This is a genomic window from Yoonia sp. D2-7, assembly GCF_055809435.1.
On sequence record NZ_CM147912.1, the window covers coordinates 1514115 to 1536947 of the forward strand.

The 22833-nt window shown below is 57.2% G+C and carries 30 protein-coding genes; 29 read left to right on the forward strand and 1 reads right to left on the reverse strand.

Features of this window, described 5'->3' with window-relative positions; genetic code table 11:
* The first annotated feature begins 2 nt into the window (after positions 1-2).
* The 9 genes from AC0L7R_RS07225 (at position 3) to AC0L7R_RS07265 (ending at position 7730) form a co-directional block, all read left to right on the forward strand.
* Positions 3-302 (forward strand): hypothetical protein, encoded by a 300-nt coding sequence (locus tag AC0L7R_RS07225; RefSeq protein ID WP_348107662.1) that lies wholly within the window; start codon positions 3-5, stop codon positions 300-302.
* A complete protein-coding gene (locus AC0L7R_RS07230; protein ID WP_473659925.1) occupies positions 299-805 on the forward strand; it encodes a lysozyme inhibitor LprI family protein in 507 nt (168 codons plus the stop codon). The genes AC0L7R_RS07225 and AC0L7R_RS07230 overlap by 4 nt, the downstream gene beginning before the upstream one ends.
* The gene (locus AC0L7R_RS07235; RefSeq protein ID WP_473659927.1) at positions 802-1281 is read left to right on the forward strand and encodes a lysozyme inhibitor LprI family protein; all 480 of its coding nucleotides are present in this window, start codon (positions 802-804) and stop codon (positions 1279-1281) included. The genes AC0L7R_RS07230 and AC0L7R_RS07235 overlap by 4 nt, the downstream gene beginning before the upstream one ends.
* Positions 1278-2837, forward strand: a complete 1560-nt coding sequence (locus AC0L7R_RS07240; protein ID WP_473659929.1) for a carboxyl transferase domain-containing protein — start codon at positions 1278-1280, stop codon at positions 2835-2837. The genes AC0L7R_RS07235 and AC0L7R_RS07240 overlap by 4 nt, the downstream gene beginning before the upstream one ends.
* Positions 2838-2860: 23 nt before the next feature.
* The gene (locus tag AC0L7R_RS07245; protein ID WP_473659931.1) at positions 2861-3403 is read left to right on the forward strand and encodes a thermonuclease family protein; all 543 of its coding nucleotides are present in this window, start codon (positions 2861-2863) and stop codon (positions 3401-3403) included.
* Positions 3403-5349: an ATP-binding protein gene (locus AC0L7R_RS07250; RefSeq protein ID WP_473659933.1), complete on the forward strand. Its 1947-nt coding sequence runs from the start codon at positions 3403-3405 to the stop codon at positions 5347-5349. The genes AC0L7R_RS07245 and AC0L7R_RS07250 overlap by 1 nt, the downstream gene beginning before the upstream one ends.
* The gene (locus AC0L7R_RS07255; RefSeq protein ID WP_473659935.1) at positions 5346-6008 is read left to right on the forward strand and encodes a glutathione S-transferase N-terminal domain-containing protein; all 663 of its coding nucleotides are present in this window, start codon (positions 5346-5348) and stop codon (positions 6006-6008) included. The genes AC0L7R_RS07250 and AC0L7R_RS07255 overlap by 4 nt, the downstream gene beginning before the upstream one ends.
* Before the next feature lie 84 nt (positions 6009-6092).
* Entirely contained in the window at positions 6093-6950 is an 858-nt protein-coding gene (locus AC0L7R_RS07260) for a hydroxymethylglutaryl-CoA lyase (RefSeq protein WP_473659937.1), read from the forward strand.
* Between the two features lie 3 nt (positions 6951-6953).
* Positions 6954-7730, forward strand: a complete 777-nt coding sequence (locus AC0L7R_RS07265) for a crotonase/enoyl-CoA hydratase family protein (protein WP_473659938.1) — start codon at positions 6954-6956, stop codon at positions 7728-7730.
* On the opposite strand, the gene AC0L7R_RS07270 is transcribed toward AC0L7R_RS07265, so the two are convergent.
* Positions 7727-8566, reverse strand: coding sequence for an aminoglycoside phosphotransferase family protein (locus AC0L7R_RS07270; RefSeq protein ID WP_473659940.1), 840 nt, complete (start codon positions 8564-8566; stop codon positions 7727-7729). The genes AC0L7R_RS07265 and AC0L7R_RS07270 overlap by 4 nt on opposite strands.
* 192 nt (positions 8567-8758) lie before the next feature.
* On the opposite strand from AC0L7R_RS07270, the gene AC0L7R_RS07275 reads away from it, so the two are divergent.
* The 20 genes from AC0L7R_RS07275 to AC0L7R_RS07370 all read left to right on the forward strand — a co-directional run bounded on the left by AC0L7R_RS07275 (position 8759) and on the right by AC0L7R_RS07370 (position 22824).
* The gene (locus AC0L7R_RS07275; RefSeq protein WP_247128229.1) at positions 8759-9124 is read left to right on the forward strand and encodes an NADH-quinone oxidoreductase subunit A; all 366 of its coding nucleotides are present in this window, start codon (positions 8759-8761) and stop codon (positions 9122-9124) included.
* A 123-nt stretch (positions 9125-9247) separates the two neighbouring features.
* Entirely contained in the window at positions 9248-9649 is a 402-nt protein-coding gene (locus AC0L7R_RS07280; RefSeq protein WP_348394446.1) for a hypothetical protein, read from the forward strand.
* 226 nt (positions 9650-9875) lie between these two features.
* Positions 9876-10409, forward strand: coding sequence for a NuoB/complex I 20 kDa subunit family protein (locus AC0L7R_RS07285; protein WP_247128227.1), 534 nt, complete (start codon positions 9876-9878; stop codon positions 10407-10409).
* 4 nt (positions 10410-10413) lie between these two features.
* Complete coding sequence (locus tag AC0L7R_RS07290) at positions 10414-11028, forward strand: NADH-quinone oxidoreductase subunit C (protein WP_247128226.1); 615 nt, start codon at positions 10414-10416, stop codon at positions 11026-11028.
* A 6-nt stretch (positions 11029-11034) separates the two neighbouring features.
* Positions 11035-11919, forward strand: coding sequence for a sulfotransferase (locus AC0L7R_RS07295; RefSeq protein WP_473659943.1), 885 nt, complete (start codon positions 11035-11037; stop codon positions 11917-11919).
* Positions 11916-13154: an NADH-quinone oxidoreductase subunit D gene (locus tag AC0L7R_RS07300; protein WP_247128224.1), complete on the forward strand. Its 1239-nt coding sequence runs from the start codon at positions 11916-11918 to the stop codon at positions 13152-13154. Before AC0L7R_RS07295 ends, AC0L7R_RS07300 begins: the two co-directional genes overlap by 4 nt.
* Positions 13155-13173: 19 nt before the next feature.
* Positions 13174-13470 (forward strand): hypothetical protein, encoded by a 297-nt coding sequence (locus AC0L7R_RS07305; RefSeq protein ID WP_348109446.1) that lies wholly within the window; start codon positions 13174-13176, stop codon positions 13468-13470.
* Between the two features lie 53 nt (positions 13471-13523).
* Complete coding sequence (locus AC0L7R_RS07310) at positions 13524-14738, forward strand: NADH-quinone oxidoreductase subunit E (RefSeq protein WP_473659945.1); 1215 nt, start codon at positions 13524-13526, stop codon at positions 14736-14738.
* A gap of 161 nt (positions 14739-14899) precedes the next feature.
* Positions 14900-15814 (forward strand): hypothetical protein, encoded by a 915-nt coding sequence (locus tag AC0L7R_RS07315; RefSeq protein WP_473659946.1) that lies wholly within the window; start codon positions 14900-14902, stop codon positions 15812-15814.
* Between the two features lie 12 nt (positions 15815-15826).
* Positions 15827-16051, forward strand: coding sequence for a DUF5337 domain-containing protein (locus tag AC0L7R_RS07320; protein WP_348109449.1), 225 nt, complete (start codon positions 15827-15829; stop codon positions 16049-16051).
* Positions 16052-16057: 6 nt separating this feature from the next.
* Positions 16058-17344, forward strand: coding sequence for an NADH-quinone oxidoreductase subunit NuoF (gene nuoF, locus AC0L7R_RS07325; RefSeq protein ID WP_473659949.1), 1287 nt, complete (start codon positions 16058-16060; stop codon positions 17342-17344).
* Positions 17344-17748 carry a hypothetical protein gene (locus AC0L7R_RS07330; RefSeq protein WP_473659951.1) on the forward strand — a complete coding sequence of 135 codons (405 nt, stop codon included), beginning with the start codon at positions 17344-17346 and terminating at the stop codon, positions 17746-17748. Before nuoF ends, AC0L7R_RS07330 begins: the two co-directional genes overlap by 1 nt.
* 58 nt (positions 17749-17806) lie before the next feature.
* A complete protein-coding gene (locus AC0L7R_RS07335; protein ID WP_473659952.1) occupies positions 17807-18226 on the forward strand; it encodes a hypothetical protein in 420 nt (139 codons plus the stop codon).
* A gap of 115 nt (positions 18227-18341) precedes the next feature.
* A complete protein-coding gene (locus tag AC0L7R_RS07340) occupies positions 18342-18734 on the forward strand; it encodes a hypothetical protein (RefSeq protein WP_473659954.1) in 393 nt (130 codons plus the stop codon).
* 10 nt (positions 18735-18744) lie between these two features.
* On the forward strand, positions 18745-19065 hold the full coding sequence (locus tag AC0L7R_RS07345; protein ID WP_473659956.1) for a hypothetical protein: 321 nt from the start codon (positions 18745-18747) through the stop codon (positions 19063-19065).
* Entirely contained in the window at positions 19062-19529 is a 468-nt protein-coding gene (locus AC0L7R_RS07350) for a DUF3291 domain-containing protein (RefSeq protein ID WP_473659958.1), read from the forward strand. The genes AC0L7R_RS07345 and AC0L7R_RS07350 overlap by 4 nt, the downstream gene beginning before the upstream one ends.
* Complete coding sequence (locus AC0L7R_RS07355; protein ID WP_247128213.1) at positions 19526-19759, forward strand: hypothetical protein; 234 nt, start codon at positions 19526-19528, stop codon at positions 19757-19759. The genes AC0L7R_RS07350 and AC0L7R_RS07355 overlap by 4 nt, the downstream gene beginning before the upstream one ends.
* 111 nt (positions 19760-19870) lie before the next feature.
* Entirely contained in the window at positions 19871-20278 is a 408-nt protein-coding gene (locus AC0L7R_RS07360; protein ID WP_348109456.1) for a DUF5333 domain-containing protein, read from the forward strand.
* A gap of 137 nt (positions 20279-20415) precedes the next feature.
* Positions 20416-22434, forward strand: coding sequence for an NADH-quinone oxidoreductase subunit NuoG (nuoG, locus tag AC0L7R_RS07365; RefSeq protein ID WP_473659960.1), 2019 nt, complete (start codon positions 20416-20418; stop codon positions 22432-22434).
* Positions 22435-22824 (forward strand): hypothetical protein, encoded by a 390-nt coding sequence (locus AC0L7R_RS07370; RefSeq protein WP_473659962.1) that lies wholly within the window; start codon positions 22435-22437, stop codon positions 22822-22824.
* Positions 22825-22833 lie beyond the last annotated feature (9 nt).

The following is a 22833-nucleotide window of genomic DNA, read 5'->3' on the forward strand; positions in this document are numbered from 1 at the left end:
GAATGACGCGCCGCTGGATCATCGCACCTATCGCAGCACTGGCCATTGTGGCCGGTTATCTGGGGCTGCAACTGGGCCAGCCGGTGACCGAAACGCAGATTATCACGCAGTTTGCGCAGGCTTACGTCGATGATCACGGGGACGGAGCAGATGTATCCGACTGCCTTGCCGTGCCGGATTTGCGAACCGATGTTCGGTTGGTCGTGCGATGCACGCATCCGAGCGGGATTATTTATTCATATTTTGCGGGCCAACGCGGGCAATTGCGCGGGTCTGAAACGTCACAGGATCCAAAAGCATGATACGCCACTTGATTTGCGCTGCGGCGCTCGTCGCATTCCCCGTCACGGCTACAGCGCAAGACGCAGCCTATGACCAGAACGCTACAACGTCCTGCCTCGCTGATGCGGGCACAATTGTGGAAAGGCGCGCATGTATCGGTCTTTCGGCCGACGCCTGCGCTGATGCGTCAGTAGGTGGCTTCAACACACGCAGCATGACAGCCTGTCTGCAGTTCGAATATGACCTGTTCGATGACATGCTGAACGCAGAATACGGCATCGTGCATGACCTCGCACAGGACTTGGATAAGCAAGACAACGGCACCAGCTTTGACGACGTGTCGATGGCGGACCGCTTGGTGCAAATGCAACGGGCGTGGATCGCCTACCGCGACGCCACTTGCGCCTATGAACAGCGCCAGTTTGATGGTGGCACCTTGGGGCAGTTGGTTCACATCGATTGCCTTGCGCAATTGACGGCAGAGCAGACGTTCCGGCTGCAAAGCACGGCTTTGGGCCTATGATGCGGCGTCTTGGGATCATTATCGCAGTGGGATTGGCGCCACTGCCTGTCTCCGGCCAGACCCTAACAGTCTCCGAAGTTCAAATTCGCGCCTGCGCCGATAGCGCGCCTGCTTGGGAAGGGCTGCCGCAATGCGTGACGGATGCCGCAAATGACTGTCAGACCCTGCCGAGTGGTAGCACAACCATCGGGATCGTCGATTGCCTGTCTGCGGAAACCGCCGTGTGGGACGCGATATTAAACGAAGAATACGCCAAGGCCCGCTCTCTGTTTGACGACGTGGGTGGCGACGATTTGACGATCAGCCTACGCGACGCCCAACGCGCGTGGATTGCCTTTCGCGATGCGGATTGCGCCATGCGATACCAACGCTGGATCGGCGGGACGATCCGGTCCGTTGTATCCGCTAGCTGCCAACTGACGATGACCGCCAGCCGTGCGCTCGCGTTGCGCGACTTAGCAAGGAATACGCCATGAGTAGAACAATACACGAAACGGCATTGGCCGAGGTTGCGACCGCAGCTCAAACAGCGGCTGCGGGTGGCGGTGAAAAATCCCGCGCAAGGCATGTGTCGCGCGGCAAAATGCTACCTCGTGATCGTGTTGCCAACCTGCTTGATCCTGGATCGGCGTTTCTTGAAATCGGGGCGACAGCAGCGCATGGCATGTACGACGGGGCGGCGCCCTGCGCAGGCGTGATCGCAGGCGTCGGCACGGTGTCAGGCCGTCAGGTGATGATCGTATGCAATGACGCGACGGTGAAGGGCGGGACCTACTACCCGATGACCGTCAAGAAACACCTGCGCGCCCAAGAGATCGCAGAAAGCTGCCATCTACCTTGCGTTTATCTGGTCGACAGCGGCGGCGCGAACCTGCCGAACCAAGACGAAGTGTTTCCCGACCGCGACCACTTTGGCCGCATCTTCTACAATCAAGCTCAGATGTCCGCGAAAGGCATCCCGCAGATCGCAGCCGTGATGGGATCTTGTACGGCAGGCGGGGCATACGTGCCTGCGATGGCCGATGTGTCAATCATCGTGAAAGAACAGGGGACGATCTTCCTCGCGGGTCCACCTTTGGTGAAAGCCGCAACGGGTGAGGTGGTATCTGCTGAAGACCTTGGCGGCGGGGACGTGCACACGCGCCTATCGGGCGTGGCGGACTATTTGGCCGAAGATGACACGCACGCGCTGGCTTTGGTCCGGCAAGCGGTGGCGTCTTGCGCGTTGCCCCCCGTGAACGCTGCGACGCGGCAGGTGCCGGAATTGCCTGCGCTGGACCCAGAAACGCTGTTCGACGTGGTGCCCGCTGATCTACGCACGCCCTACGACAGCCGCGAGGTCATCAAACGGATCGTCGACGGGTCACGGTTCGACGAATTCAAGGCGCGGTTTGGCGAGACGTTGATCACAGGCTTTGCCCACATCGACGGCTGGCCCTGCGGGATTATCGCGAACAACGGTGTGCTGTTCTCGGAAGCCGCGCAAAAGGGCGCGCATTTTGTTGAACTGTGTTCGCAACGCAAAATCCCTTTGATCTTTCTGCAGAACATCACCGGCTTTATGGTCGGCCAGAAATACGAAAACGAAGGCATCGCGCGGCACGGGGCCAAGATGGTGACGGCTGTGGCGACGACTAATGTCCCCAAGATCACCATGGTCATCGGCGGATCGTTCGGGGCGGGCAACTACGGCATGGCCGGACGCGCCTATTCGCCGGACTTTATGTGGACATGGCCCACATCGCGGATATCCGTGATGGGTGGTGAACAGGCGGCGGGGGTGCTGGCGACCGTCAAGCGCGATGCGATGGACCGCGCTGGGCAGGAATGGTCAGCGGAGGAAGAAGCAGCCTTCAAGCAACCCACCATCGATATGTTCGCCGAACAATCGCACCCGCTCTACGCATCCGCGCGGCTCTGGGACGACGGGATCATCGACCCGCGCAAATCACGAGACGTGCTGGCGCTGTCGCTCGCCGCCGCAATGAACAAAGAAATAGAGGACACGCGGTTCGGCGTGTTTCGGATGTGATGGAACGAAAGGATCATCACAAAGTGGTTCCATTCAGTCGCGATTACCGTCGTGCGCCGAAATTAGATATGGGGCTGCCGCCGAGGCGGCCCAATCGGGCTGCGCGTCGCGGTGCAAGTCCAGTGCGCTATCTTAAGGCGGTTGTGGTGCTTGGCACTGCGGGGCTGTTCTTTTTGCCTAGCCTTTTTGACGCGGTCATGGGGCTTTCAAAATCAACGGCGTCATCCGACGCGGCGTGCCGGGTCATGCAGGTCGTCGATGGGGACACGGTCACACTGACCTGCAGTGATGGACCCGAACGGGTGCGGCTCACAGGCTTTGATGCTCCGGAACTGTTTTCGCCGCAATGCGCGACCGAAGCTGCAGCCGCCATCAAGGCGAAATGGGCGTTGCGCTTGATGCTATTTCAAGCGGATCAATTGCGTTTCGTACGCGAAGGACGTGATCGTTACGACCGCGTGTTGATGCGTGGTTTTGTGGATGGCGAGACAATCGCGTCTCGTATGATTTCAGCGGGCCATGCCCGCCTTTATGACGGTGGCCTTAGGCAAGGATGGTGCGCGTGATGTTTAACAAAATCCTCATAGCCAATCGTGGCGAAATTGCCTGCCGCATTATCCGAACGGCCCGCGATATGGGTGTGAAAACGGTGGCTGTTTATTCAGATGCGGACGCGGATGCGCTGCATGTCAGGAACGCGGATGAAGCAGTACGGCTTGGACCGGCCCCTGTCGCTGACAGCTACCTGCGCAGTGACCTGATCATTCAGGCAGCGTTGGATACCGGCGCGGAAGCGATCCATCCGGGGTATGGCTTTTTGTCCGAAAACCCTGATTTCGTGGATGCAGTGACCAAGACAGGCCTGACATTCATTGGGCCAAGCGCCGACGCGATCCGCGCCATGGGGCTGAAAGACGCGGCCAAGGCTTTAATGATCAAGGCGGGCGTGCCCGTTGTACCGGGCTATCACGGGGCAGATCAGGACCCAGACCTGCTCGCGGCAGAGGCCGACAAAATCGGCTATCCTGTGCTGATCAAAGCCGTGGCCGGTGGCGGCGGCAAAGGCATGCGTTTGGTTGAGAAAGCATCAGATTTTCTAGAAAATCTGAACTCCGCGCAGGCCGAAGGAAAAACCGCTTTTGGCAATCCTGACGTTTTGATCGAAAAATACATCCAAAGCCCGCGTCACATCGAAGTGCAGGTCTTTGGCGACGGCACAGATGCAGTCCATCTATTCGAACGGGACTGTTCGCTGCAACGCCGCCACCAGAAGGTCATCGAAGAAGCCCCAGCGCCCGGCATGACCGATGCGATGCGCAGTGCCATGGGCGATGCGGCCGTCACAGCCGCAAAGGCAATTGGTTACGCAGGCGCGGGCACGATTGAATTCATCGTGGATGGGTCAAACGGTCTGCATCCGGACGGGTTCTGGTTCATGGAAATGAACACACGTCTGCAGGTTGAGCACCCCGTGACCGAGGCGATCACCGGCGTTGATCTGGTCGCGTGGCAACTGCTGGTCGCATCGGGTCAGGGGCTTCCGATGCAACAGGACGATCTGTCGATCACGGGCCACGCGTTCGAGGCGCGTCTTTACGCCGAAGATGTCCCCGCAGGCTTTTTGCCCGCAATCGGGACGCTGTCGCATCTGTCTTTCCCTGACACTGCCCGCATCGATAGCGGCGTCACCCAAGGCGATACGATTTCACCGTGGTATGATCCGATGATTGCCAAGGTCACGACCTACGGGCCGGACCGGACGACGGCTTTGCGCAAGTTGAGTGATGCATTGGCCGCGACCCACGTGGCGGGCACGACAACCAATGTCGGTTTCCTTGGCGCGTTGTCACGACACGCAGGCTTCGCGGCGGGCGATGTGGATACAGGCCTGATCGCGCGGGACATCGACGCCCTGACAGCGCAGGACGATCCGACAGCACTTGATGTGGCGGCCGCTGCGTTTTGTGCCGCAGGACTTACCGATGCGGATGGGCCAATGACAGGCTTTGCACTGTGGCAGCCGCTCCCGCAAACCGTCCACTTGCGATTGGGCGACGATGATTGCGATGCTGTGGTGGCCTTTGTTGATGGCAAGACCTGTGACGTAACAACACCATTCGGGACGGTCCGCGTGACACGCGGGACGGGCGGTTGGCGCAGTGCGGCGAAGGCGCTTCCTAAAGCTGTCTGTCATGTCGGACAGGTGACTGTCTTTGGGGGGACGGCTACTTGTTTCGATATCGTTGATCCGCTCGCGCGTGAAGGCTCTGCGGGCAGCGGTGATGCGGTCATGGCCCCGATGCCGGGCCTGATCCAAGACGTTGCCGTCACCGTCGGGCAAGCGGTGTCCGAAGGCGATCGGCTTGTGGTGCTTGAAGCGATGAAGATGGAACACGTGCTGCGCGCACCGCGCGACGGCGTGGTCGCAAAACTCGGCGCGGCGCTGGGCGACCAAGTCGTGGCAGGGGCCGAATTGGTCACATTGGAAGTGGCAGGTGAGGAGGCATCATGATCCGACTGCATCATTGCCACCAAACACGGTCGATGCGGAGCCTTTGGCTGTTGCATGAATTGGGTGTGCCGTTCGAATTGCAGGTCTATCCCTTCGACGCATCGATCAAATCAGAGGCATATCTGGCGCTGAACCCCGCGGGGCGCGTCCCGTCGCTCGAAATCGACGGGCAGGTGCTGTTTGAAAGCGGCGCAATTGCTGAAGCGCTTTGCGAATATGCGCCAGACGCAGGCCTAGGGCGGCTAGCCGGTGATCCGGAAAGATACGCATGGCTTAACTGGATCCATTTTGCCGAAACGATCAGCCAGCATTGCGCGGCATTGACCCAACAACACGTGGCGCTCTTCGAAGACCACATGCGCAGCCCGATTGTGATGAACCTCGAAGCCCGCCGTTTGGCCAAGACGATTGGTACGGTCGAAACGGGGCTTACGAAATCGGGATACCTGTTGGACAGCGGGTTTTCTGCGGCGGACATCGGTGTGGGGCAGGCCGTCTATATGGCGACCCATTTTGTGTCATTGGACGCCTTTCCAAAGGTGACAGCTTGGTACGATCGATTGACCACGCGGGATGCTTTTCAAAAGGCGCTACCGCCGCAAAATGAGCCTGGGCTTTATGCCAAAGATTTCTACCCACCGTGGCCGGTTGAAAAATGATGCTGCGGGTGTTGCTAGGGAAGACATGGGGGCCAGCCCCCATACCCCCGAGATATTTAAGACCAAAAGAAATGGGGCTGCACGATGGCTGAACATGTGACGATCCACGAGGTTGGCCCGCGTGACGGCTTGCAGAATGAACCGGGCGTGATTTCGGTTGCGGATAAGGTCGCTTTGATTGATCTGCTGGGGACCTCTGGCTTGACCGATATCGAAGTCGGGTCCTTCGTCAGCCCCAAATGGGTTCCGCAGATGGCCAACACGCCTGACGTTTTGACGAAGATGACGCGCGTGGCCGGATGTACCTACGGCGTTTTGGTCCCCAACATGCGCGGCTGGGAAAGTTTCGCCCCCTTCTCGGACGGGCCGTTTGAGGTGGCTGTGTTTATCTCTGCCTCTGAAGGGTTCAGCCAGTCCAACCTGAATTGTTCTGTGGCTGAATTGATTGTACGCCTGACACCCGTTGTGCGCGCGGCAGAGGCGGCAGGTGTTCCGGTCCGCGGTTATGTGTCCTGTATCACCGATTGCCCGTTTGATGGGCCCACTCAGCCCGAAGCTGTCGCCAAGGCCGTCGCCGATTTGCGTTCCGTTGCTTCGATGCAGGTGTCGCTTGGTGATACGCTGGGTCGTGGCGAACCTGCGCGTGTTGCGACGATGCTGGATGCAGTTCTGGATATCGCGCCTGCAGATCAATTGGCAGGGCATTTCCACGATACGGGCGGGCAGGCGTTGGAAAACGTGAGCGTCGCGCTGGGCAAGGGGTTGCGTCATTTCGATAGCGCAGTCGGCGGTTTGGGCGGTTGTCCTTACGCACCCGGTGCGCCCGGCAATGTCGCCACAGAAGCGGTATTGGCCCATGTCACAGCGCTTGGATACACAACAGGCGTCGACGGAGACGTTATTGCGCAGGCTGCGGCATTGGCCCGCAGCATGAAAGGATAAAAGATGGATCACGTGAAACTAGCAGTTGATGCGCGCGGTGTGGCGACGGTGTCGTTGGCGCGATCTGAAAAGCGCAACGCCCTATCCGCGCAGATGATGGACGAATTGACGCAAATGGCAGCCCAGCTTGACGCGGATGACGCCGTGCGCGTTGTGGTGCTGGCGGCAGAAGGCGGGGTGTTCTGCGCTGGTGGCGATTTGGGTTGGATGCGGGCCCAAATGGAAGCGGACGATGCAGCACGAACGGTTGAAGCGCGCCGGATCGCAGGCATGTTGCAGGCCCTGAACAGCATGACGAAGCCCTTGATCGGTCGTGTGCACGCCGACGCGTTCGGCGGCGGTGTGGGTATGTGCTGCGTATGCGACGTGGTCGTGGCCAGCGAGGGTGCGATGTTTGGTCTGACCGAGACAAAGCTCGGGCTTATTCCCGCTACTATCGGGCCTTACGTGATGGCCCGCATGGGCGAAGGTCGCGCGCGCCAAGTCTTCATGTCGTCCCGTCGTTTTGGTGCGCACGAGGCGAAGGATCTCGGGATCGTCAGCCGCGTTGTGGCGGATGCCGATCTGGTTACAGCTATCGCACGCGAAGTGGATCCATATTTGGCGTGCGCCCCGGGTGCGGTGGCTGCTGCCAAGGCTTACGCCCGCAGTTACGGCCCCAAGATTGATGCAGCCACAATGGAACGCAGTATCGCGGCCTTGTTGGCGCAATGGGCCAGCGATGAAGCGCAAGAAGGAATCGCTGCGTTCTTTGAAAAGCGTAAACCGCGCTGGGCTTAGGCCTGCGTTGCTTGGTGCGCAAAGGTCAGGAACTGATCGATAAGGGCGATCTCGGACGGTTCTTCTTGATCGAACAGCCCGTTGTTCGTCCATGCTAAGGACAGGGCCGCATGCGCCGCGGCCCATTGCAGCAATCGAATCTCTGATACGTCGAATGCTGCGGCCCATATCTTCACGCGATGCTGAATAACGGCAGGCTGACGGTAGTGGTCTTCTGCGCCAACAGGATTGCGCAGCGCGTTCGCCAGATCATAGGTCCGATCCCCCAATACGCCCTTCGCGTCAAACGCAAGAAACCCGCGCGCGCTGCCTTTGATGTTATCGTGATGGAGATCGCCGTGCAGCGGGCGGACGTCCTTTTGATTGGACAGCAGATTGGCCGCGAGGCCGCGTGCGGCATCAATCGTGACGTTAGTCGCTTGCGAGCATGTGGTTGCATAACGGGCGGTCATCAGCGCGTTGAACCGGTCCGTCAGCGATGGCAGGGGTGTGGTCAGGACCGGAATTTGTGCATGCAGGCGACGGGCCGTTTGTCCCAGCTCGATCGTCGCTATTTCCTCCGATCCGTCCCTCACCATGTCGCCTAATGTCGGACCGTCGAGCCATTCCAATAAGGCAGCGCCTCTCATGCGCCCCAGCAGTCTTGCGGCCCCACGCCCTTCCCAAGCACGCAGCAGCGCGAATCCCGGTGCCTCTTCTCCGGCTGATCCATCCTTATAGACCTTGAGCGCCGCCGCCGTGCCATCCGCTTGTGTGACTTTCCAAATGGTCGCAATCGGGGTGTCGGCCACATGGGAGGGCAACGAGACGGCAAAATGGCGTAATAAGTCATCCATGACAAAACTCTGCCTTGCGTGGCTGCGATTGTCATCATTGCTTTCGATCCGATGAACAAGCGGACAAGAGTCGCAGAAAATTTTGAACGCATCCGGGCGTCCGACCCGTTGACCCTTCCGGACGCCAAGGGTAAGTGTCAGCCAGCCAAGAGAGGCGGGGTCACCCCCTGCCTGTTAGGGAAAGGACCACCCGTGCAAGAGATGCTGACTGAATATTTGCCGATTATGATCTTTTTGGGCCTCGCGATTGCGCTGGGCGTGATCTTGATCCTTGCAGCGGCCGTTGTTGCGGTCCGCAATCCTGATCCGGAAAAAGTGTCCGCATACGAATGTGGGTTTAACGCCTTTGACGACGCGCGGATGAAATTCGACGTGCGGTTCTACCTCGTGTCGATCCTGTTCATCATCTTCGATCTCGAAGTCGCGTTCCTGTTCCCATGGGCGGTGGCGTTTAAAGACGTCAGCATGGTGGGTTTCTGGTCCATGATGGTGTTCTTGGGCGTACTGACAGCGGGCTTTGCCTACGAATGGAAAAAGGGCGCGCTTGAGTGGGAATAACCCCATTCGCGACACCCCAGTGAAATTGAAAGCCGCTCAAGATTTTGGGCGGCTTTTTTCGTGGGAAGGCGAAGGGGAAAGACACCCGTTGAGCGTGTGTATTCGTTCGGCTAATGTCGCCTGATGAATAAACCAATCATGAAAATAGTCGCGGGGCCTTCGCCAACGCAATCAGGCATATCTGACGCCGCAACTGCGGGACTTGGGTCAGTCATGTCCGCAGCAAGCAAAGCGGCGGATGTCATTGCGCACGACGACGACGGCCTGCTTCAAATACTGCATTATCGTAAACAGGTCGCGATCGCGGCAAAGCGAAGAAGCCGTTGGTTCGGTGGCCGTCTATACAACAAAATGACGGGCGAAGACCCCGATTATATCCCGATATCAGGCACCCATCTGCGTCAAACCTTTTCGATCATTAACTTTGATGCTCCAGATTTTATCGTAGCGTCTGGCCAATACCAGCTTCGGACGGATTTCGCGGAAGAGGCGGTCGATGCCCTCCAGAAAAAGCGCAGCGCATAATGACGGTTGTGCCTGCGACTTGACGACGCTGGGCGGTTATACCTGAGCATTTCACTTGGGTATAACCGCCTGACATTCATACTTTATTTGCCTCGATAATGTTAAATTCACCCCCTGCGACGGGCCACTGTCGGCTTGACCTTTCCGGGCGTGCCGCATACTCCCAATCGCGAAGCTGTGCCGCATCTGCAGGTGGCACATGATCGATCAAAGAAGAGGCATCGTTATGGGTATCGCTACGGGATTGAATGACGCTGGCGCCGACAAAGAGCACGCGACTCAGGTTTTGAACCAAGAATTGCAGGATAAGGGCTTTTTGGTCACATCCACGGCGGACATGATCAACTGGGCGCGGACCGGCTCTTTGCACTGGATGACCTTCGGGTTGGCCTGCTGCGCGGTCGAAATGATGCACACATCGATGCCACGCTATGACCTTGAACGGTTCGGGACAGCGCCGCGGGCCTCCCCGCGTCAATCTGACTTGATGATCGTGGCCGGCACATTGACCAACAAAATGGCGCCCGCACTGCGTAAAGTTTACGACCAGATGCCAGAGCCACGCTATGTGATCTCTATGGGGTCATGCGCGAATGGCGGCGGCTACTACCACTACAGCTATTCCGTTGTGCGCGGCTGCGACCGGATCGTGCCCGTGGACGTCTATGTTCCGGGGTGCCCACCAACAGCCGAGGCGCTGCTTTACGGTATCCTTCAGTTGCAACGCAAAATCCGCCGCACCGGCACAATCGTGAGGTAAGGTGATGACCGAAGCACTCCAACAACTTGGCCAACACATCGAACTGAAACGCCCTGATTGCGTTTTGTCGTGGGACGTCACGAATGATGAACTGACGTTGAACGTATCCGCGTCCAACCTCGTGTCCTTCGTGGAATTCTTGAAAACGGACGGTTCTTGCCAGTTTTCGTCCCTCGTGGATATCACGGCTGTTGATTACCCAAGCCGTGCAAAGCGGTTCGACGTCATCTACCACTTCCTGTCGATGTACCAGAACCACCGCATTCGCCTGAAAACACAGGTGCGCGAACAAGACATGGTGCCGTCGATCATTTCTGTGCATCCGTCTTCGAACTGGTTTGAGCGCGAAATCTTCGACATGTACGGCATCCTGTTCTCAGGCCACCCTGATCTGCGTCGTATCCTGACCGACTACGGTTTCCGTGGCTATCCGCTGCGCAAGGATTTCCCGACAACGGGCTACACCGAAGTCCGCTATGACGAAGTGCAAAAGCGCGTTGTTTATGAACCGGTGTCACTGGTGCAGGAATACCGTCAGTTCGACTTTATGTCACCGTGGGAAGGGGCCGAGTACATCCTTCCGGGGGATGACAAAGCAGACGCTGAGGCAAAAGGTTAATCCTTGATGGACGACAAAACGTTGATGTTTGGTCTAGGTGCGACGAAGGCAGGGACATCCTGGCTTCACCGTTACCTGTGCGACCATCCGCAATGCGCTTTGCCGAATATCAAAGAACTGCACTACTTTGACCGCGCCGTGCCCAAGCATCGCGAAAAGGAAATTATCCGGCTGGAAACAGTTCGCGCTGATCTGCTTGCGAAAACGTTGTTGGCTGACAAAGCCAAGGCGGCGCGTCTTGATCGCCGCATTGATGAAGTCGAAGCGTGGATCAAAGTGATGAAGACGGGTGGGGCGGATCATACCGGCTACACAGATTTTCTGACACGCGACGCTGGCAGTGATGTGAAACTTGTTGGGGACATCACACCGGCCTACGGTTTGATGAATGAACCAACACTTGTCCGCATGCGCGACATGGCGCCGGATACGCGCTTTGTGATGCTGTTGCGTGACCCGCTGGACCGTTTGTGGTCTAATCTGCGTATGATGGCAGGCTGGCGCGTGAAAGACGGGGAAGCTCTGTCCGACAAGGCGAACCACCTGTTTGATCGCCTGCTGAAGGGCGATGAAAACGGCGTCGCGAAACGGTCCGATTACACAGGGATGCTGACTCGTATTCTGAACGTGATCCCGCGCGATCGTCTGCATGTTGCATTCTACGAAGGCCTGTTCACGCAGGCGTCCGTTGACAAAATTTGCGCGTTTCTGGGGCTGGCCCCACGCGTTGGGGACTTTGATCGTGTGATCCACGCGTCAAAACCCGCTGAACTTGATCGATCCCGTGCGCGGCTCGTGCGCGAGATGCTGATCCCACATTATGATTATGTTGAACGGCTGATGGGCGAACTGCCCGACCGCTGGCACCAAAACAGAGAGGTCCTGACATGATGGACGGCGATATCCGGGTAAACACCTACGATGACGGCTCAACCGATGCGGTGACGGGCGAACAGAAGATCCGTAACTTCAACATCAACTTTGGCCCGCAACACCCTGCGGCACACGGCGTTTTGCGTCTCGTGCTTGAACTCGACGGCGAAATCGTCGAACGCTGCGATCCGCACATCGGCCTGCTGCACCGTGGCACAGAAAAGCTGATGGAGAGCCGGACGTACCTGCAAAACCTGCCGTACTTCGACCGTCTGGACTACGTGGCACCGATGAACCAAGAACACGCTTGGTGTCTTGCGATTGAAAAGCTGACAGGCACCGAAGTGCCGCGTCGTGCGTCGCTGATCCGCGTGCTTTATTCCGAAATCGGCCGCGTGCTGAACCACCTGCTGAACGTCACCACGCAGGCGATGGACGTGGGTGCGCTGACGCCGCCGCTTTGGGGCTTTGAAGAGCGCGAAAAGCTGATGGTGTTCTACGAACGGGCCTGTGGTGCGCGTTTGCACGCCGCGTATTTCCGTCCGGGTGGGGTGCACCAGGATCTCCCGGATCAGCTGATCGAAGACATCGACCAGTGGGCAGTGGAATTTCCAAAAGTCATCGACGACATCGACGGCCTGCTGACCGAAAACCGGATTTTCAAACAGCGGAACTGCGATATCGGCGTTGTGACCGAAGAAGAAATCCAAGACTGGGGTTTCTCGGGCGTCATGGTCCGCGGGTCTGGCCTCGCATGGGATTTGCGCCGTGCGCAGCCATACGAATGCTATGACGAATTCGAATTCCAAGTGCCTGTGGGCAAAAACGGCGACTGCTATGACCGGTATCTGTGCCGCATGGAAGAAATGCGCCAGTCGACCCACATCATCCGTCAGGCCTGCGAAAAGCTGCGCCATGAAAAGGGTGACGTGATGGCACGCGGTAAAATGACACCGCCGACGCGCGGCGAAATGAAAACGTCGATGGAGGCGTTGATCCACCACTTCAAGCTGTACACCGAAGGTTTCCACGTTCCTGCGGGCGAAACCTACGCGGCTGTCGAAGCCCCGAAAGGCGAATTCGGCGTGTTCCTCGTGGCGGACGGGTCCAACAAACCATACCGCGCGAAATTGCGTGCGCCGGGCTTCCTGCACCTGCAGGCGATGGATCACGTCGCAACGGGCCACCAGCTGGCTGATGTTGCTGCGATTATCGGGACGATGGACGTCGTGTTCGGTGAAATTGACCGCTGATTTTTATAAAGAGTAGGGGATGAAGATCATGATGAAATCCGGATTTGCTATTATTGCCGCCCTGTCATTGGTGGCGTGTTCCGGCACGCAAGAAGCGTCAGCACCGACACGTCAACTGTCGGACAAAGAACGCTTTGTCGCTGCGATCGAAGCCAACGGCTGCGTGATCAACATCGCAACAATTGGTCCGATCATGTCCCAAGCTTCGATCAATCAAGACCAGCTTGCGACACTGACCGTCGCACTTGAAACTGACGGCGTACTTGCGCCGGATGGCACGGACACTGTCCGTCTGTCGTCAAACAACTGTATTTAACGGCCTGCGGCCGGCTAACGGCTGCTGCCCCGATCTGAACCGGAAGACCTAAGATGCTGCGTAGACTACACCCTGATCAGCCCGAAAGCTTCGCCTTCACGCCTGAGAACCAGAAATGGGCCGAAGCTCAGACGACGAAATACCCAGAAGGGCGGCAGGCATCTGCGATTATTCCTATCCTGTGGCGTGCGCAGGAACAGGAAGGTTGGTTGACCCGTCCGGCGATTGAATATGTCGCGGAAATGCTGGGACTTGCCTACATCCGTGCGCTCGAAGTGGCGTCGTTCTACTTCATGTTCCAGCTGCAACCTGTTGGTACTGTGGCGCATATTCAGGTCTGCGGCACGCTGTCATGCATGATCTGTGGCGCGGAAGATTTGATCGGTGTGTGTAAAGACAAGATCGCGGACAAAGCGCATGCGCTGTCGGCCGACGGTAAGTTTTCGTGGGAAGAAGTCGAATGCTTGGGCTCTTGCGCAAACGCGCCCATGGCTCAGATCGGCAAAGATTACTACGAAGACCTGACCGCTGAACGTCTGTCCGAAATCATCGACGAACTGGCTGCTGGCAAGGTTCCGACACCGGGTCCGCAGAACGGTCGTTACGCGGCTGAACCGCTTAAGGGTCTGACATCGTTGACCGAATACGATAGCGGCAAAACCAAATACAACGCATCTGTGCAATTGGCGACAGACATCGGCGATACGGTCAAACGGATCGACGGAACCGAAGTGCCGATTTTGACGCCTTGGTTGGATGGTGAAGTGAAAACCAAACCTGCCGCGAAAAAGAAGGCTGCGCCAAAGAAAACAGCTGCTGAAAATGCGGCTGATGCGAAGAAAACGCCAGCAGCGCGCGCTGTCGAAGAACGCCGCAAAGAAGAAATCGCCGATGCGGAAAATACACCCGTGTCAAAGGCGAAACCAAAAACAAAACCGGCCGCAAAGCCTGCTGCGACAAAGGGTAAGACCGATGCAGCCGCTAAGGCCAAAGCCGCACCAGCGCCTGTCGCTGCGGCAGACGGTCCTGAAAAGCAACCAGAGGTTCTGACCGCTGCACGTGCAGGCGGGGCAGATGATCTGAAACGGATCAGCGGTGTTGGCCCGAAACTGGAAGGCGTGTTGAACGACCTTGGTTTCTATCACTTTGATCAAATTGCCAAATGGACGTCCGACGAAATTCAGTGGGTCGATAATCGCCTGAAATTCAAAGGCCGGATCATTCGGGATGACTGGGTTTCTCAGGCCAAAGCCTTCGCAGAGGAGTAATCGCAACAGGCGGCGGCCTGTATGAATTCACATTTTCTTATCAGATTCCGCACAAATGGGCTATCTATGCCCCGTGGGGGGATGAAAGGTGCAGTTTGCGCCCGATCCCTAGCTGTTAAGATGGTGGTAACACACGCCGCTTGTATGGAGATTAGACTGCTATGAATAATACTGCGCCAATAAGTATGGGTATCCTCGTCGTCGCCGGCCTGTTCGGCTTTATCGGCGGTGCGCTATCCTTTGTGGTGTTCGACTGGAGTTTTCTGGGCGCCCTTTTCCTTGCAATTGTAATCGCGATTATCGTCGCCATCGTCTTGATGTTGGGCTGGCGTGAACCTGCGTCCGGTCCGGTAGAGGCTGGCACGGCTGGTGTCGGGGCAGGGACTGCGCCAACTGCCAGCACCGCCGCGTCTGCTGCCGCGAAAAGCGATGTGGCTGATGAAACGACAGCCGTTGCTATTGATCCGCAGATCACGACTGATGCTGCGATGAAAGATGAAGAGGCAAAAGCGGTCGAAATGACCGATCCGCAGGTCAAATCCGATGGTGCCTCGGCTGCGGCAGCGGCCAAAGTGACTTCATCCGCGGCGTTGCCTGGGCAGGACGACCTGGCCGCACGCAAAGGCGAATGGAAATACGAAGGCGGCGGTGCTGCTGCTGAAAAAGCGCCTGTTGTCGACGAAAAGCTGGACACACCTGCAAAGGTTGCTGAAGCATCTGCGGAAATGACCAGTGGTTCGGGTGACAAAGATTACGACGGCGACGGCGTGATCGAAGGCGAAAACGAAGGCGCGAAGCCAGAGATGCTGACAGCCGCCCGTGACGGTGGCGCTGATAACCTCAAGGAAATCAAAGGCGTCGGTCCAAAGATGGAAAACATGCTCAATGAAATGGGCGTATACCACTTTGATCAGGTCGCTGGTTGGTCCGCACAAGAAGTGGCTTGGGTCGATGCGAACCTTAAAGGCTTCAAAGGCAGGGTCAGCCGTGATGGCTGGGTCGATCAAGCGAAAATTCTGGCCGCTGGTGGCGATACCGAATTTTCCAAGAAAGTAGAGAAAGGCGGCGTTTACTAACGCCGTGTAAGAATGACACCCACAGGTAAGACAACAGAAGCAAAAGCAGGACAACGCGTCGCGTTGATTATGGCTGCGACTGGTGTTTTGTGGGTGTTGTTCACCGCATTGGGCAAAGAATACGGGTGGCCCAATCGGGTTATCGCACTTTTTGACCTTGCAGCGCTCGCCGGTTTCGGGTTTGCGCTATGGAACACCTATCAACTCTGGCGGGCCCGCCAGACCGACAAAGGCTGAGAAACGATGCTCAAAGATCAGGACCGCATTTTTACCAACATCTACGGTATGCATGACCGCACTTTGAAAGGTGCGCAGGCGCGTGGACATTGGGATGGCACTGCCGCCATCATTAAAAAGGGCCGCGATTGGATCGTTGACGAAATGAAAGCATCCGGTCTGCGTGGACGCGGTGGTGCGGGCTTCCCAACTGGCCTGAAATGGTCGTTCATGCCGAAAGAATCGGATGGTCGTCCGGCATACCTTGTTGTGAACGCGGATGAATCCGAGCCGGGCACATGTAAAGACCGCGAGATCATGCGCCATGATCCGCACACATTGATCGAAGGGTGCCTGATCGCATCCTTCGCGATGAACGCAAACACCTGCCACATCTACATTCGCGGCGAATACATCCGCGAAAAAGAAGCGCTGCAGGCGGCGATCGACGAAGCATATGACGCGGGTCTCGTTGGTAAGAATGCTTGCGGTTCTGGCTGGGACTTCGACATTTTCCTGTCACACGGGGCAGGGGCATACATCTGTGGTGAAGAAACAGCGCTTCTCGAATCCCTCGAAGGGAAAAAGGGTATGCCGCGGATGAAACCGCCATTTCCTGCGGGCGCGGGCCTTTATGGTTGCCCGACAACTGTGAACAACGTCGAATCAATTGCTGTGGTGCCGACCATCCTGCGTCGCGGTGGCAGCTGGTTCGCGGGCATGGGCCGTCCGAACAACGCAGGCACGAAACTGTTCGCGATTTCCGGCCACGTGAACAACCCATGTGTGGTTGAAGAAGAAATGTCGATCACGTTCGAAGAACTGATCGAAAAGCACTGCGGCGGTATTCGCGGCGGTTGGGATAACCTGCAGGCTGTGATCCCGGGTGGGTCGTCCGTACCATGTGTGCGCGGCGAGCACATGAAAGACGCGATCATGGACTTCGATTACCTGCGCGGTGAACTTGGCTCCGGCCTCGGGACTGCTGCTGTGATCGTCATGGATAACTCCGTCGACATGATCAAAGCGATCTGGCGTCTTGCCAAGTTCTACAAGCACGAAAGCTGCGGCCAATGTACGCCGTGCCGTGAAGGTACCGGCTGGATGATGCGCGTGATGGAACGTCTGGTCAAAGGCGAGGCCGACCCGGAAGAAATCGACATGCTTTGGGACGTGACCAAGCAGGTCGAAGGTCACACAATCTGTGCGCTGGGTGACGCGGCTGCGTGGCCGATCCAGGGTTTGATCAAGAACTTCCGTCCCGAAATCGAAGACCGCATTAAGTCCAAGCGCGGCGTGATCGCGGCTGAATAATGCAGAAACTGGCGGTACTTTTGGTAGTGATGGTCGCGGGCTGTGCCCCGCGTCCTGCCCCTATGATCCAAGGGGACCCGACGGCCGTCGCCGCACTTCTGGCGACAACGGACGCGCAGTTCTTTGCGCAAACGGCATTGGCCCAAAAGGTCGCCAATGCCTGCCCAAGTATTTCCTTCAATGATCGCTTTAACCAAGCCCTGATTGCCCACCGTTTTGGCGGTGGACGACGCGGGCTTGCTGCGGCGGCCAACACCCGCGCCATTGATCTTGAAGAAGACGTCGCAACCCGTTCTTTGCAAGCGCGTTACGAAACGCCCCTGACCGACACAAACCTTTGTGTCGTCGGAACGGGTGAAATCGCGCGGAAATCTGCGCTGAGCGCGGTTTTGATCGCCTCATAGGTGCATGGACATCCGACACGTCCTTGCTAGGCTAAGCAAAACGCCGAAAGGGACCGCCATGTCATTCAGAAAAGCCATCACCGCAACTGCCTTGATCGCAACGACAGCCTGCGCACCGGCACGGCCCCAAATCCCCGATGGCCAGCTTGGCCTTGTGATGGACATGACAGCATTCAATCGTGGCCAATGTGACGTAGTCGGCGAAGGCATCGCAGTCGACAAATCCGTGGTCCTGAACGGGGACTATTTCAAAGTCGTCGGCAACATCTTCAATTCGCAACTGGTCTGCACGCTTGATAACGGGCAAAGGGTCCGCACAATCACGCATCACCAATTCTTCGACCAAGGCGGTTTCAACTACGCCGCCATCGTTGTCGGTCGCATTCAAGGCGCGGGCGAAACCCAGATTTACGGCTATAACGACGGTCCCAACGGCAAAGTGGATGTGGATGGTTTCTTTGTTTTCGAAGCGTTCTAGGGCGCATGTCTGTGGGCTAAGTCTGGTTTGGCTCTTGTCGGCGTGTTCAGCAAATACTCCGATAACTGACGCCAGCGAAATCCGGTTCACGTCGGCCCAGCAGATGTATGATTTCATGCTGGATCAAAGTGTCGCCAGCAAACACGCGCGTGATATCGTTCAAGCGTGCTTGCCTCTTCAACTTGATCGGGCGGCCATCGCGCGGCGCAATGATATCCTGACCAGTGAAATGGCGCGTCTCGAGCAGGACGATCCGCAGGTGCTACTTGATTTTGCAGACCGGATGGGAATTCCAGTGGAAGTGAACTCGCGGATCGCGAACCGAACCGGAACACGCAACCCGACGGCTTTAGCGATGACTGGCCTGAACTCCGGCATGCTTGCTGACTTTGGCGGAAGCGTTCTTTTGCGGCTCGCAGTATCGCCATCATCCGACAGCTGCAGCGACGGCGCGCGTGAAATGGACAACGGCACATTGGTTGGCTCATTTCTAAAGCGTGTAGGGTAGGGATTTCACTGTGAAATTACTGCCCACGCGGAACAAGGACCAAAAACGCGAAGGTATTTCCGAAGCAATGGTTGAGCTGGCGATTGCATTTGGCATGTTTGCGACTGGCGGCATCCTGATGTGTTTGCAGATTTATGTATTTGAAACGGCGCCATGGCTGTCATTTGTTGGCGGGTTCGTCATGCTGATCGGTGTCTACGCGATTGCGCAGGCCTGCATTGGTTTGCTGCTCGAACTCACTCTCGGGATTGAGCGTTTTGTTGCAATTCTCTGTTGCTGCTTTTTCATCTTATTGCTTGTTCAAGGATATCAACTAATAACAGCCCCATGACCCAAACAATGCACCTCGCCGAACTCAATGTTGGACGCCTTGTCGCCCCGACAGATGATCCGCGTGTCGCTGATTTCATGAACAATCTCGACCGGATCAACGGGCTTGGCAAACGAATGCCGGGGTTTGTGTGGATGATGGAAGGGGCGGGCGAACCGGGGACGGGGAACACGGATGTGAAGCTGGATGGTGATCCGTTGTTTGTGGCCAATCTGACCGTTTGGGAAGACTACGACAGCCTGAAGACTTTCGTGTACCAGACGCTCCATAAGAAATTCATGGACCGCAAAGCCGAATGGTTTGAAGCCTTGGCCGACAAGCATTTCGTGATGTGGTGGATTCCTGCGGGCCATACCCCGAAAATCGACGAAGCATTGGCACGGTTGGACCACCTGAAACAGCATGGCGATTCCGATCATGCATTCGGCTGGTCCCATATGACAAAACAGGACGACACTTTATGAAGACGATGTGGGACGGATTGCTCAGCTTTTTGGCGGCAATCGCAACAGCGATCATTACGGGCGGGCCAAGCTGGTACACCTATCAAGCAACAGAAGCGGGCATTGCACCCAAATGGGCGCTTGGCTTCGTATTCGTGTTGGGCGGTATGGGATTGATCCTGACAATTGCGTTTCTACGCAAGGCAAAAGGCGGAATCAGTCCGACGCGCGACCGCAAACGCAGGTCATGAATTTGGGCCGAAGATTGCCAGCAAACGGCTCTTGATATTGAATATCAAGGCGCGTCACCCAATGTCTTCACCAACGCAGTATATGTGCCTCGCACAAAGGAATAACGAACAATGACGCTTTCAAAAATCGCCACCGCTGGGGTTCTGTCCCTTGGACTGATGACCAACGCAGCCACGGCACAGCAGTCGCTCCGTGATGTCGGCTATGTCACCGAAGGTTTGATCGCAGTTGGAATCGCTTACGAGATTTCCGAAGTCTGCGACGGTATTTCGGCGCGGACCCTGCGCGGTCTGGGTTATCTGAACCAGCTTCAAAACCACGCCAAGGGCCTTGGATTTACGTCCGCGCAGATTGACGCGTTCCGCAAAGACAAAGGCGAACAGGACCGTCTTGAAGCAATCGCGCGCCAGCGCCTTGCCGCGATGGGGGCCACACCCGGAAATGCCGCGTCACATTGCACCGTTGGACGTGCTGAAATCGCAAAAGAATCCACGATTGGTTACCTGTTGCGCGGGTAAGGGTTAACAACCTCACATTTCAGCTTCAAAAAGATGGCCTAGCGTCTGGTATCGGGTGCGACCATCCGCTAGAACGCCTTCCAAAGCCGTCACGCATTTTCATGTGTGGTGCTGCATGCGGAACGAAAAGGCGCGATATGTCTGATCTGAAAAAAGTCGTCATTGATGGAACCGAAGTTGAGGTGGATGGGGCAATGACCCTGATCCAGGCCTGCGAAGAAGCAGGCGTGGAAATCCCGCGGTTTTGTTACCACGAACGTCTGACCATCGCGGGCAACTGCCGCATGTGTCTGGTTGAAGTTGTCGGCGGGCCGCCAAAGCCTGCCGCATCCTGCGCGATGCAGGTCCGCGATCTGCGCCCCGGTCCGGAAGGCCAGCCGCCTGTTGTGAAAACTAACAGCCCTATGGTAAAAAAGGCCCGCGAAGGCGTGATGGAGTTCCTCCTGATCAACCACCCGCTGGATTGCCCGATCTGTGACCAAGGCGGCGAATGCGATCTGCAGGATCAGGCGATGGCCTACGGCGTCGATTTTTCCCGCTTCCGCGAGCCAAAGCGTGCGACAGAAGATCTGGATCTTGGTCCATTGGTCGAAACCCACATGACACGCTGCATTTCCTGCACCCGTTGTGTGCGCTTCACGACTGAGGTCGCAGGTATCCACCAGATGGGCCAGACGGGCCGTGGTGAAGATGCAGAGATTACATCGTACTTGGGCGAAACGCTCGATTCGAACATGCAGGGCAACATCATTGACCTGTGTCCAGTTGGCGCGCTTGTGTCCAAACCATACGCTTTCACCGCCCGCCCTTGGGAATTGACCAAAACCGAATCTATCGACGTGATGGACGCGCTTGGGTCAAACATCCGCGTGGATACCAAGGGTCGCGAAGTGATGCGGTTCCTGCCGCGTAACCATGACGGCGTGAACGAAGAATGGATTTCCGATAAAACACGTTTCGTTTGGGACGGTTTGCGCAGGCAGCGTCTCGACACACCTTACATCCGCGAAAACGGTAAGCTGCGCAAAGCCAGCTGGCCCGAAGCGCTTGCCGCCGTCGCATCCGCGATGAAAGGCAAGAAGGTTGCAGGTCTCGTTGGCGATCTGGCACCTGTTGAGGCTGCATTTGCGCTGAAACAACTCATCGAAGGGCAGGGCGGTAACGTCGAATGTCGCGTCGACGGGGCGAAGCTGCCAATCGGCAACCGGTCCGCTTACGTGGGGACTGCTGCGATCGAAGACATCGATGATGCGGAAATGATGGTCCTGATCGGGACCAACCCGCGTCTGGAAGCCCCTGTTTTGAACGCACGTCTGCGTCAGGCTTGGTCACGCGGCGCGAACGTTGCCCGCATCGGCACAAATGATGATCTGACTTTCGACATCAAGCAAATCGGTTCTGGTCGTGATGATCTGGTTGATCTTGCTGGCATGGACCATTCCGACAAACACGGCACCAAAGGTGTCATGATCGTCGGTCAAGGCGCTTTGACAGAAGCTGACGGCGAAGCGGTGCTAAGCCAAGCGATGAAAGCGGCGGACGCTGCACAATCCAAATTCCTTGTTCTGCACACAGCGGCCAGCCGCGTCGGTGCGATGGACGTGGGCGCTGTGACTGAGGGCGGTCTTGAAGCGGCATTGGACGGGGCAGAGGTTGTTTACAACCTTGGCGCGGACGAAGTTGAAATCAAACCGGGTGCCTTCGTGATCTATCAAGGGTCGCACGGCGACCGTGGCGCACACCGCGCTGACGTGATCCTGCCGGGTGCAGCTTACACCGAAGAAAACGGTCTGTTCGTGAACACAGAAGGCCGTCCGCAGCTTGCGATGCGTGCATCCCATGCACCGGGTGAAGCCAAAGAAAACTGGGCGATCCTGCGGGCTTTGTCTGCGGAACTCGAGGCGACATTGCCATACGATTCCATGGCGCAATTGCGCTCTGCTATCGTGGCGGCGCATCCGCATCTGGGTGACATCGACGTTGTTGCAGAAAACGACTGGCATCCAATCTCGGTCAAGAAGCCGGGCAAAGCGGACTTCGTGAACGCTGTGACTGATTTCTACCTGACTAATCCAATCGCACGGGCATCCCAGCTGATGGCGGAACTGTCCGCCAACGCCAAAGCCCGCGCAAACGCACCGATGGCCGCCGAGTAAGTGAAAGCTGTCGCCGTCATAAGCGCGTTGGCCCTTGCGGGTTGCACAGGAAGCGGGGCCGACGTGTCCCGCGATACCTTTGCGCCTGTCTATAACGGGATCGAAACGCGTTTGCTGGACGGTGATCTGGTGAACTTTCGGGTCAGCATGACCGGTGCGCGGACCCAAGCGGACGTAGATCAATACGCCCGCTGTGCTGCCGCCCAATATACCCTGATCCGGGGCTATGGATTTACGCGCCACGTGCGCACGACTGCCGCCCAAGAGGGCGCAACATGGACCGGCGATGCGGTCTTTGTGATTTCGCCAGCGCTGCCTGCGGGTAGCCGAACAATTGACGCCGAAGTGACTGTCGCGGATTGCGGTCAGTCCGGAATTCCAACGGTGTAGGGGACGACA

Coding starts and splice junctions, on each gene's coding strand:
- AC0L7R_RS07355 (WP_247128213.1), top strand. CDS start 19,526: ATGAAGACGATGTGGGACGGATTGCTCAGCTTTTTGGCGGCAATCGCA.
- AC0L7R_RS07230 (WP_473659925.1), top strand. CDS start 299: ATGATACGCCACTTGATTTGCGCTGCGGCGCTCGTCGCATTCCCCGTC.
- AC0L7R_RS07310 (WP_473659945.1), top strand. CDS start 13,524: ATGCTGCGTAGACTACACCCTGATCAGCCCGAAAGCTTCGCCTTCACG.
- AC0L7R_RS07260 (WP_473659937.1), top strand. CDS start 6,093: ATGGCTGAACATGTGACGATCCACGAGGTTGGCCCGCGTGACGGCTTG.
- AC0L7R_RS07255 (WP_473659935.1), top strand. CDS start 5,346: ATGATCCGACTGCATCATTGCCACCAAACACGGTCGATGCGGAGCCTT.
- AC0L7R_RS07350 (WP_473659958.1), top strand. CDS start 19,062: ATGACCCAAACAATGCACCTCGCCGAACTCAATGTTGGACGCCTTGTC.
- AC0L7R_RS07360 (WP_348109456.1), top strand. CDS start 19,871: ATGACGCTTTCAAAAATCGCCACCGCTGGGGTTCTGTCCCTTGGACTG.
- AC0L7R_RS07320 (WP_348109449.1), top strand. CDS start 15,827: ATGACACCCACAGGTAAGACAACAGAAGCAAAAGCAGGACAACGCGTC.
- AC0L7R_RS07240 (WP_473659929.1), top strand. CDS start 1,278: ATGAGTAGAACAATACACGAAACGGCATTGGCCGAGGTTGCGACCGCA.
- AC0L7R_RS07265 (WP_473659938.1), top strand. CDS start 6,954: ATGGATCACGTGAAACTAGCAGTTGATGCGCGCGGTGTGGCGACGGTG.
- AC0L7R_RS07305 (WP_348109446.1), top strand. CDS start 13,174: ATGAAGATCATGATGAAATCCGGATTTGCTATTATTGCCGCCCTGTCA.
- AC0L7R_RS07235 (WP_473659927.1), top strand. CDS start 802: ATGATGCGGCGTCTTGGGATCATTATCGCAGTGGGATTGGCGCCACTG.
- nuoF (WP_473659949.1), top strand. CDS start 16,058: ATGCTCAAAGATCAGGACCGCATTTTTACCAACATCTACGGTATGCAT.
- AC0L7R_RS07280 (WP_348394446.1), top strand. CDS start 9,248: ATGAATAAACCAATCATGAAAATAGTCGCGGGGCCTTCGCCAACGCAA.
- AC0L7R_RS07270 (WP_473659940.1), bottom strand. CDS start 8,566: ATGGATGACTTATTACGCCATTTTGCCGTCTCGTTGCCCTCCCATGTG.
- AC0L7R_RS07300 (WP_247128224.1), top strand. CDS start 11,916: ATGATGGACGGCGATATCCGGGTAAACACCTACGATGACGGCTCAACC.
- AC0L7R_RS07250 (WP_473659933.1), top strand. CDS start 3,403: ATGTTTAACAAAATCCTCATAGCCAATCGTGGCGAAATTGCCTGCCGC.
- nuoG (WP_473659960.1), top strand. CDS start 20,416: ATGTCTGATCTGAAAAAAGTCGTCATTGATGGAACCGAAGTTGAGGTG.
- AC0L7R_RS07330 (WP_473659951.1), top strand. CDS start 17,344: ATGCAGAAACTGGCGGTACTTTTGGTAGTGATGGTCGCGGGCTGTGCC.
- AC0L7R_RS07285 (WP_247128227.1), top strand. CDS start 9,876: ATGGGTATCGCTACGGGATTGAATGACGCTGGCGCCGACAAAGAGCAC.
- AC0L7R_RS07295 (WP_473659943.1), top strand. CDS start 11,035: ATGGACGACAAAACGTTGATGTTTGGTCTAGGTGCGACGAAGGCAGGG.
- AC0L7R_RS07225 (WP_348107662.1), top strand. CDS start 3: ATGACGCGCCGCTGGATCATCGCACCTATCGCAGCACTGGCCATTGTG.
- AC0L7R_RS07315 (WP_473659946.1), top strand. CDS start 14,900: ATGAATAATACTGCGCCAATAAGTATGGGTATCCTCGTCGTCGCCGGC.
- AC0L7R_RS07290 (WP_247128226.1), top strand. CDS start 10,414: ATGACCGAAGCACTCCAACAACTTGGCCAACACATCGAACTGAAACGC.
- AC0L7R_RS07340 (WP_473659954.1), top strand. CDS start 18,342: ATGCTGGATCAAAGTGTCGCCAGCAAACACGCGCGTGATATCGTTCAA.
- AC0L7R_RS07335 (WP_473659952.1), top strand. CDS start 17,807: ATGTCATTCAGAAAAGCCATCACCGCAACTGCCTTGATCGCAACGACA.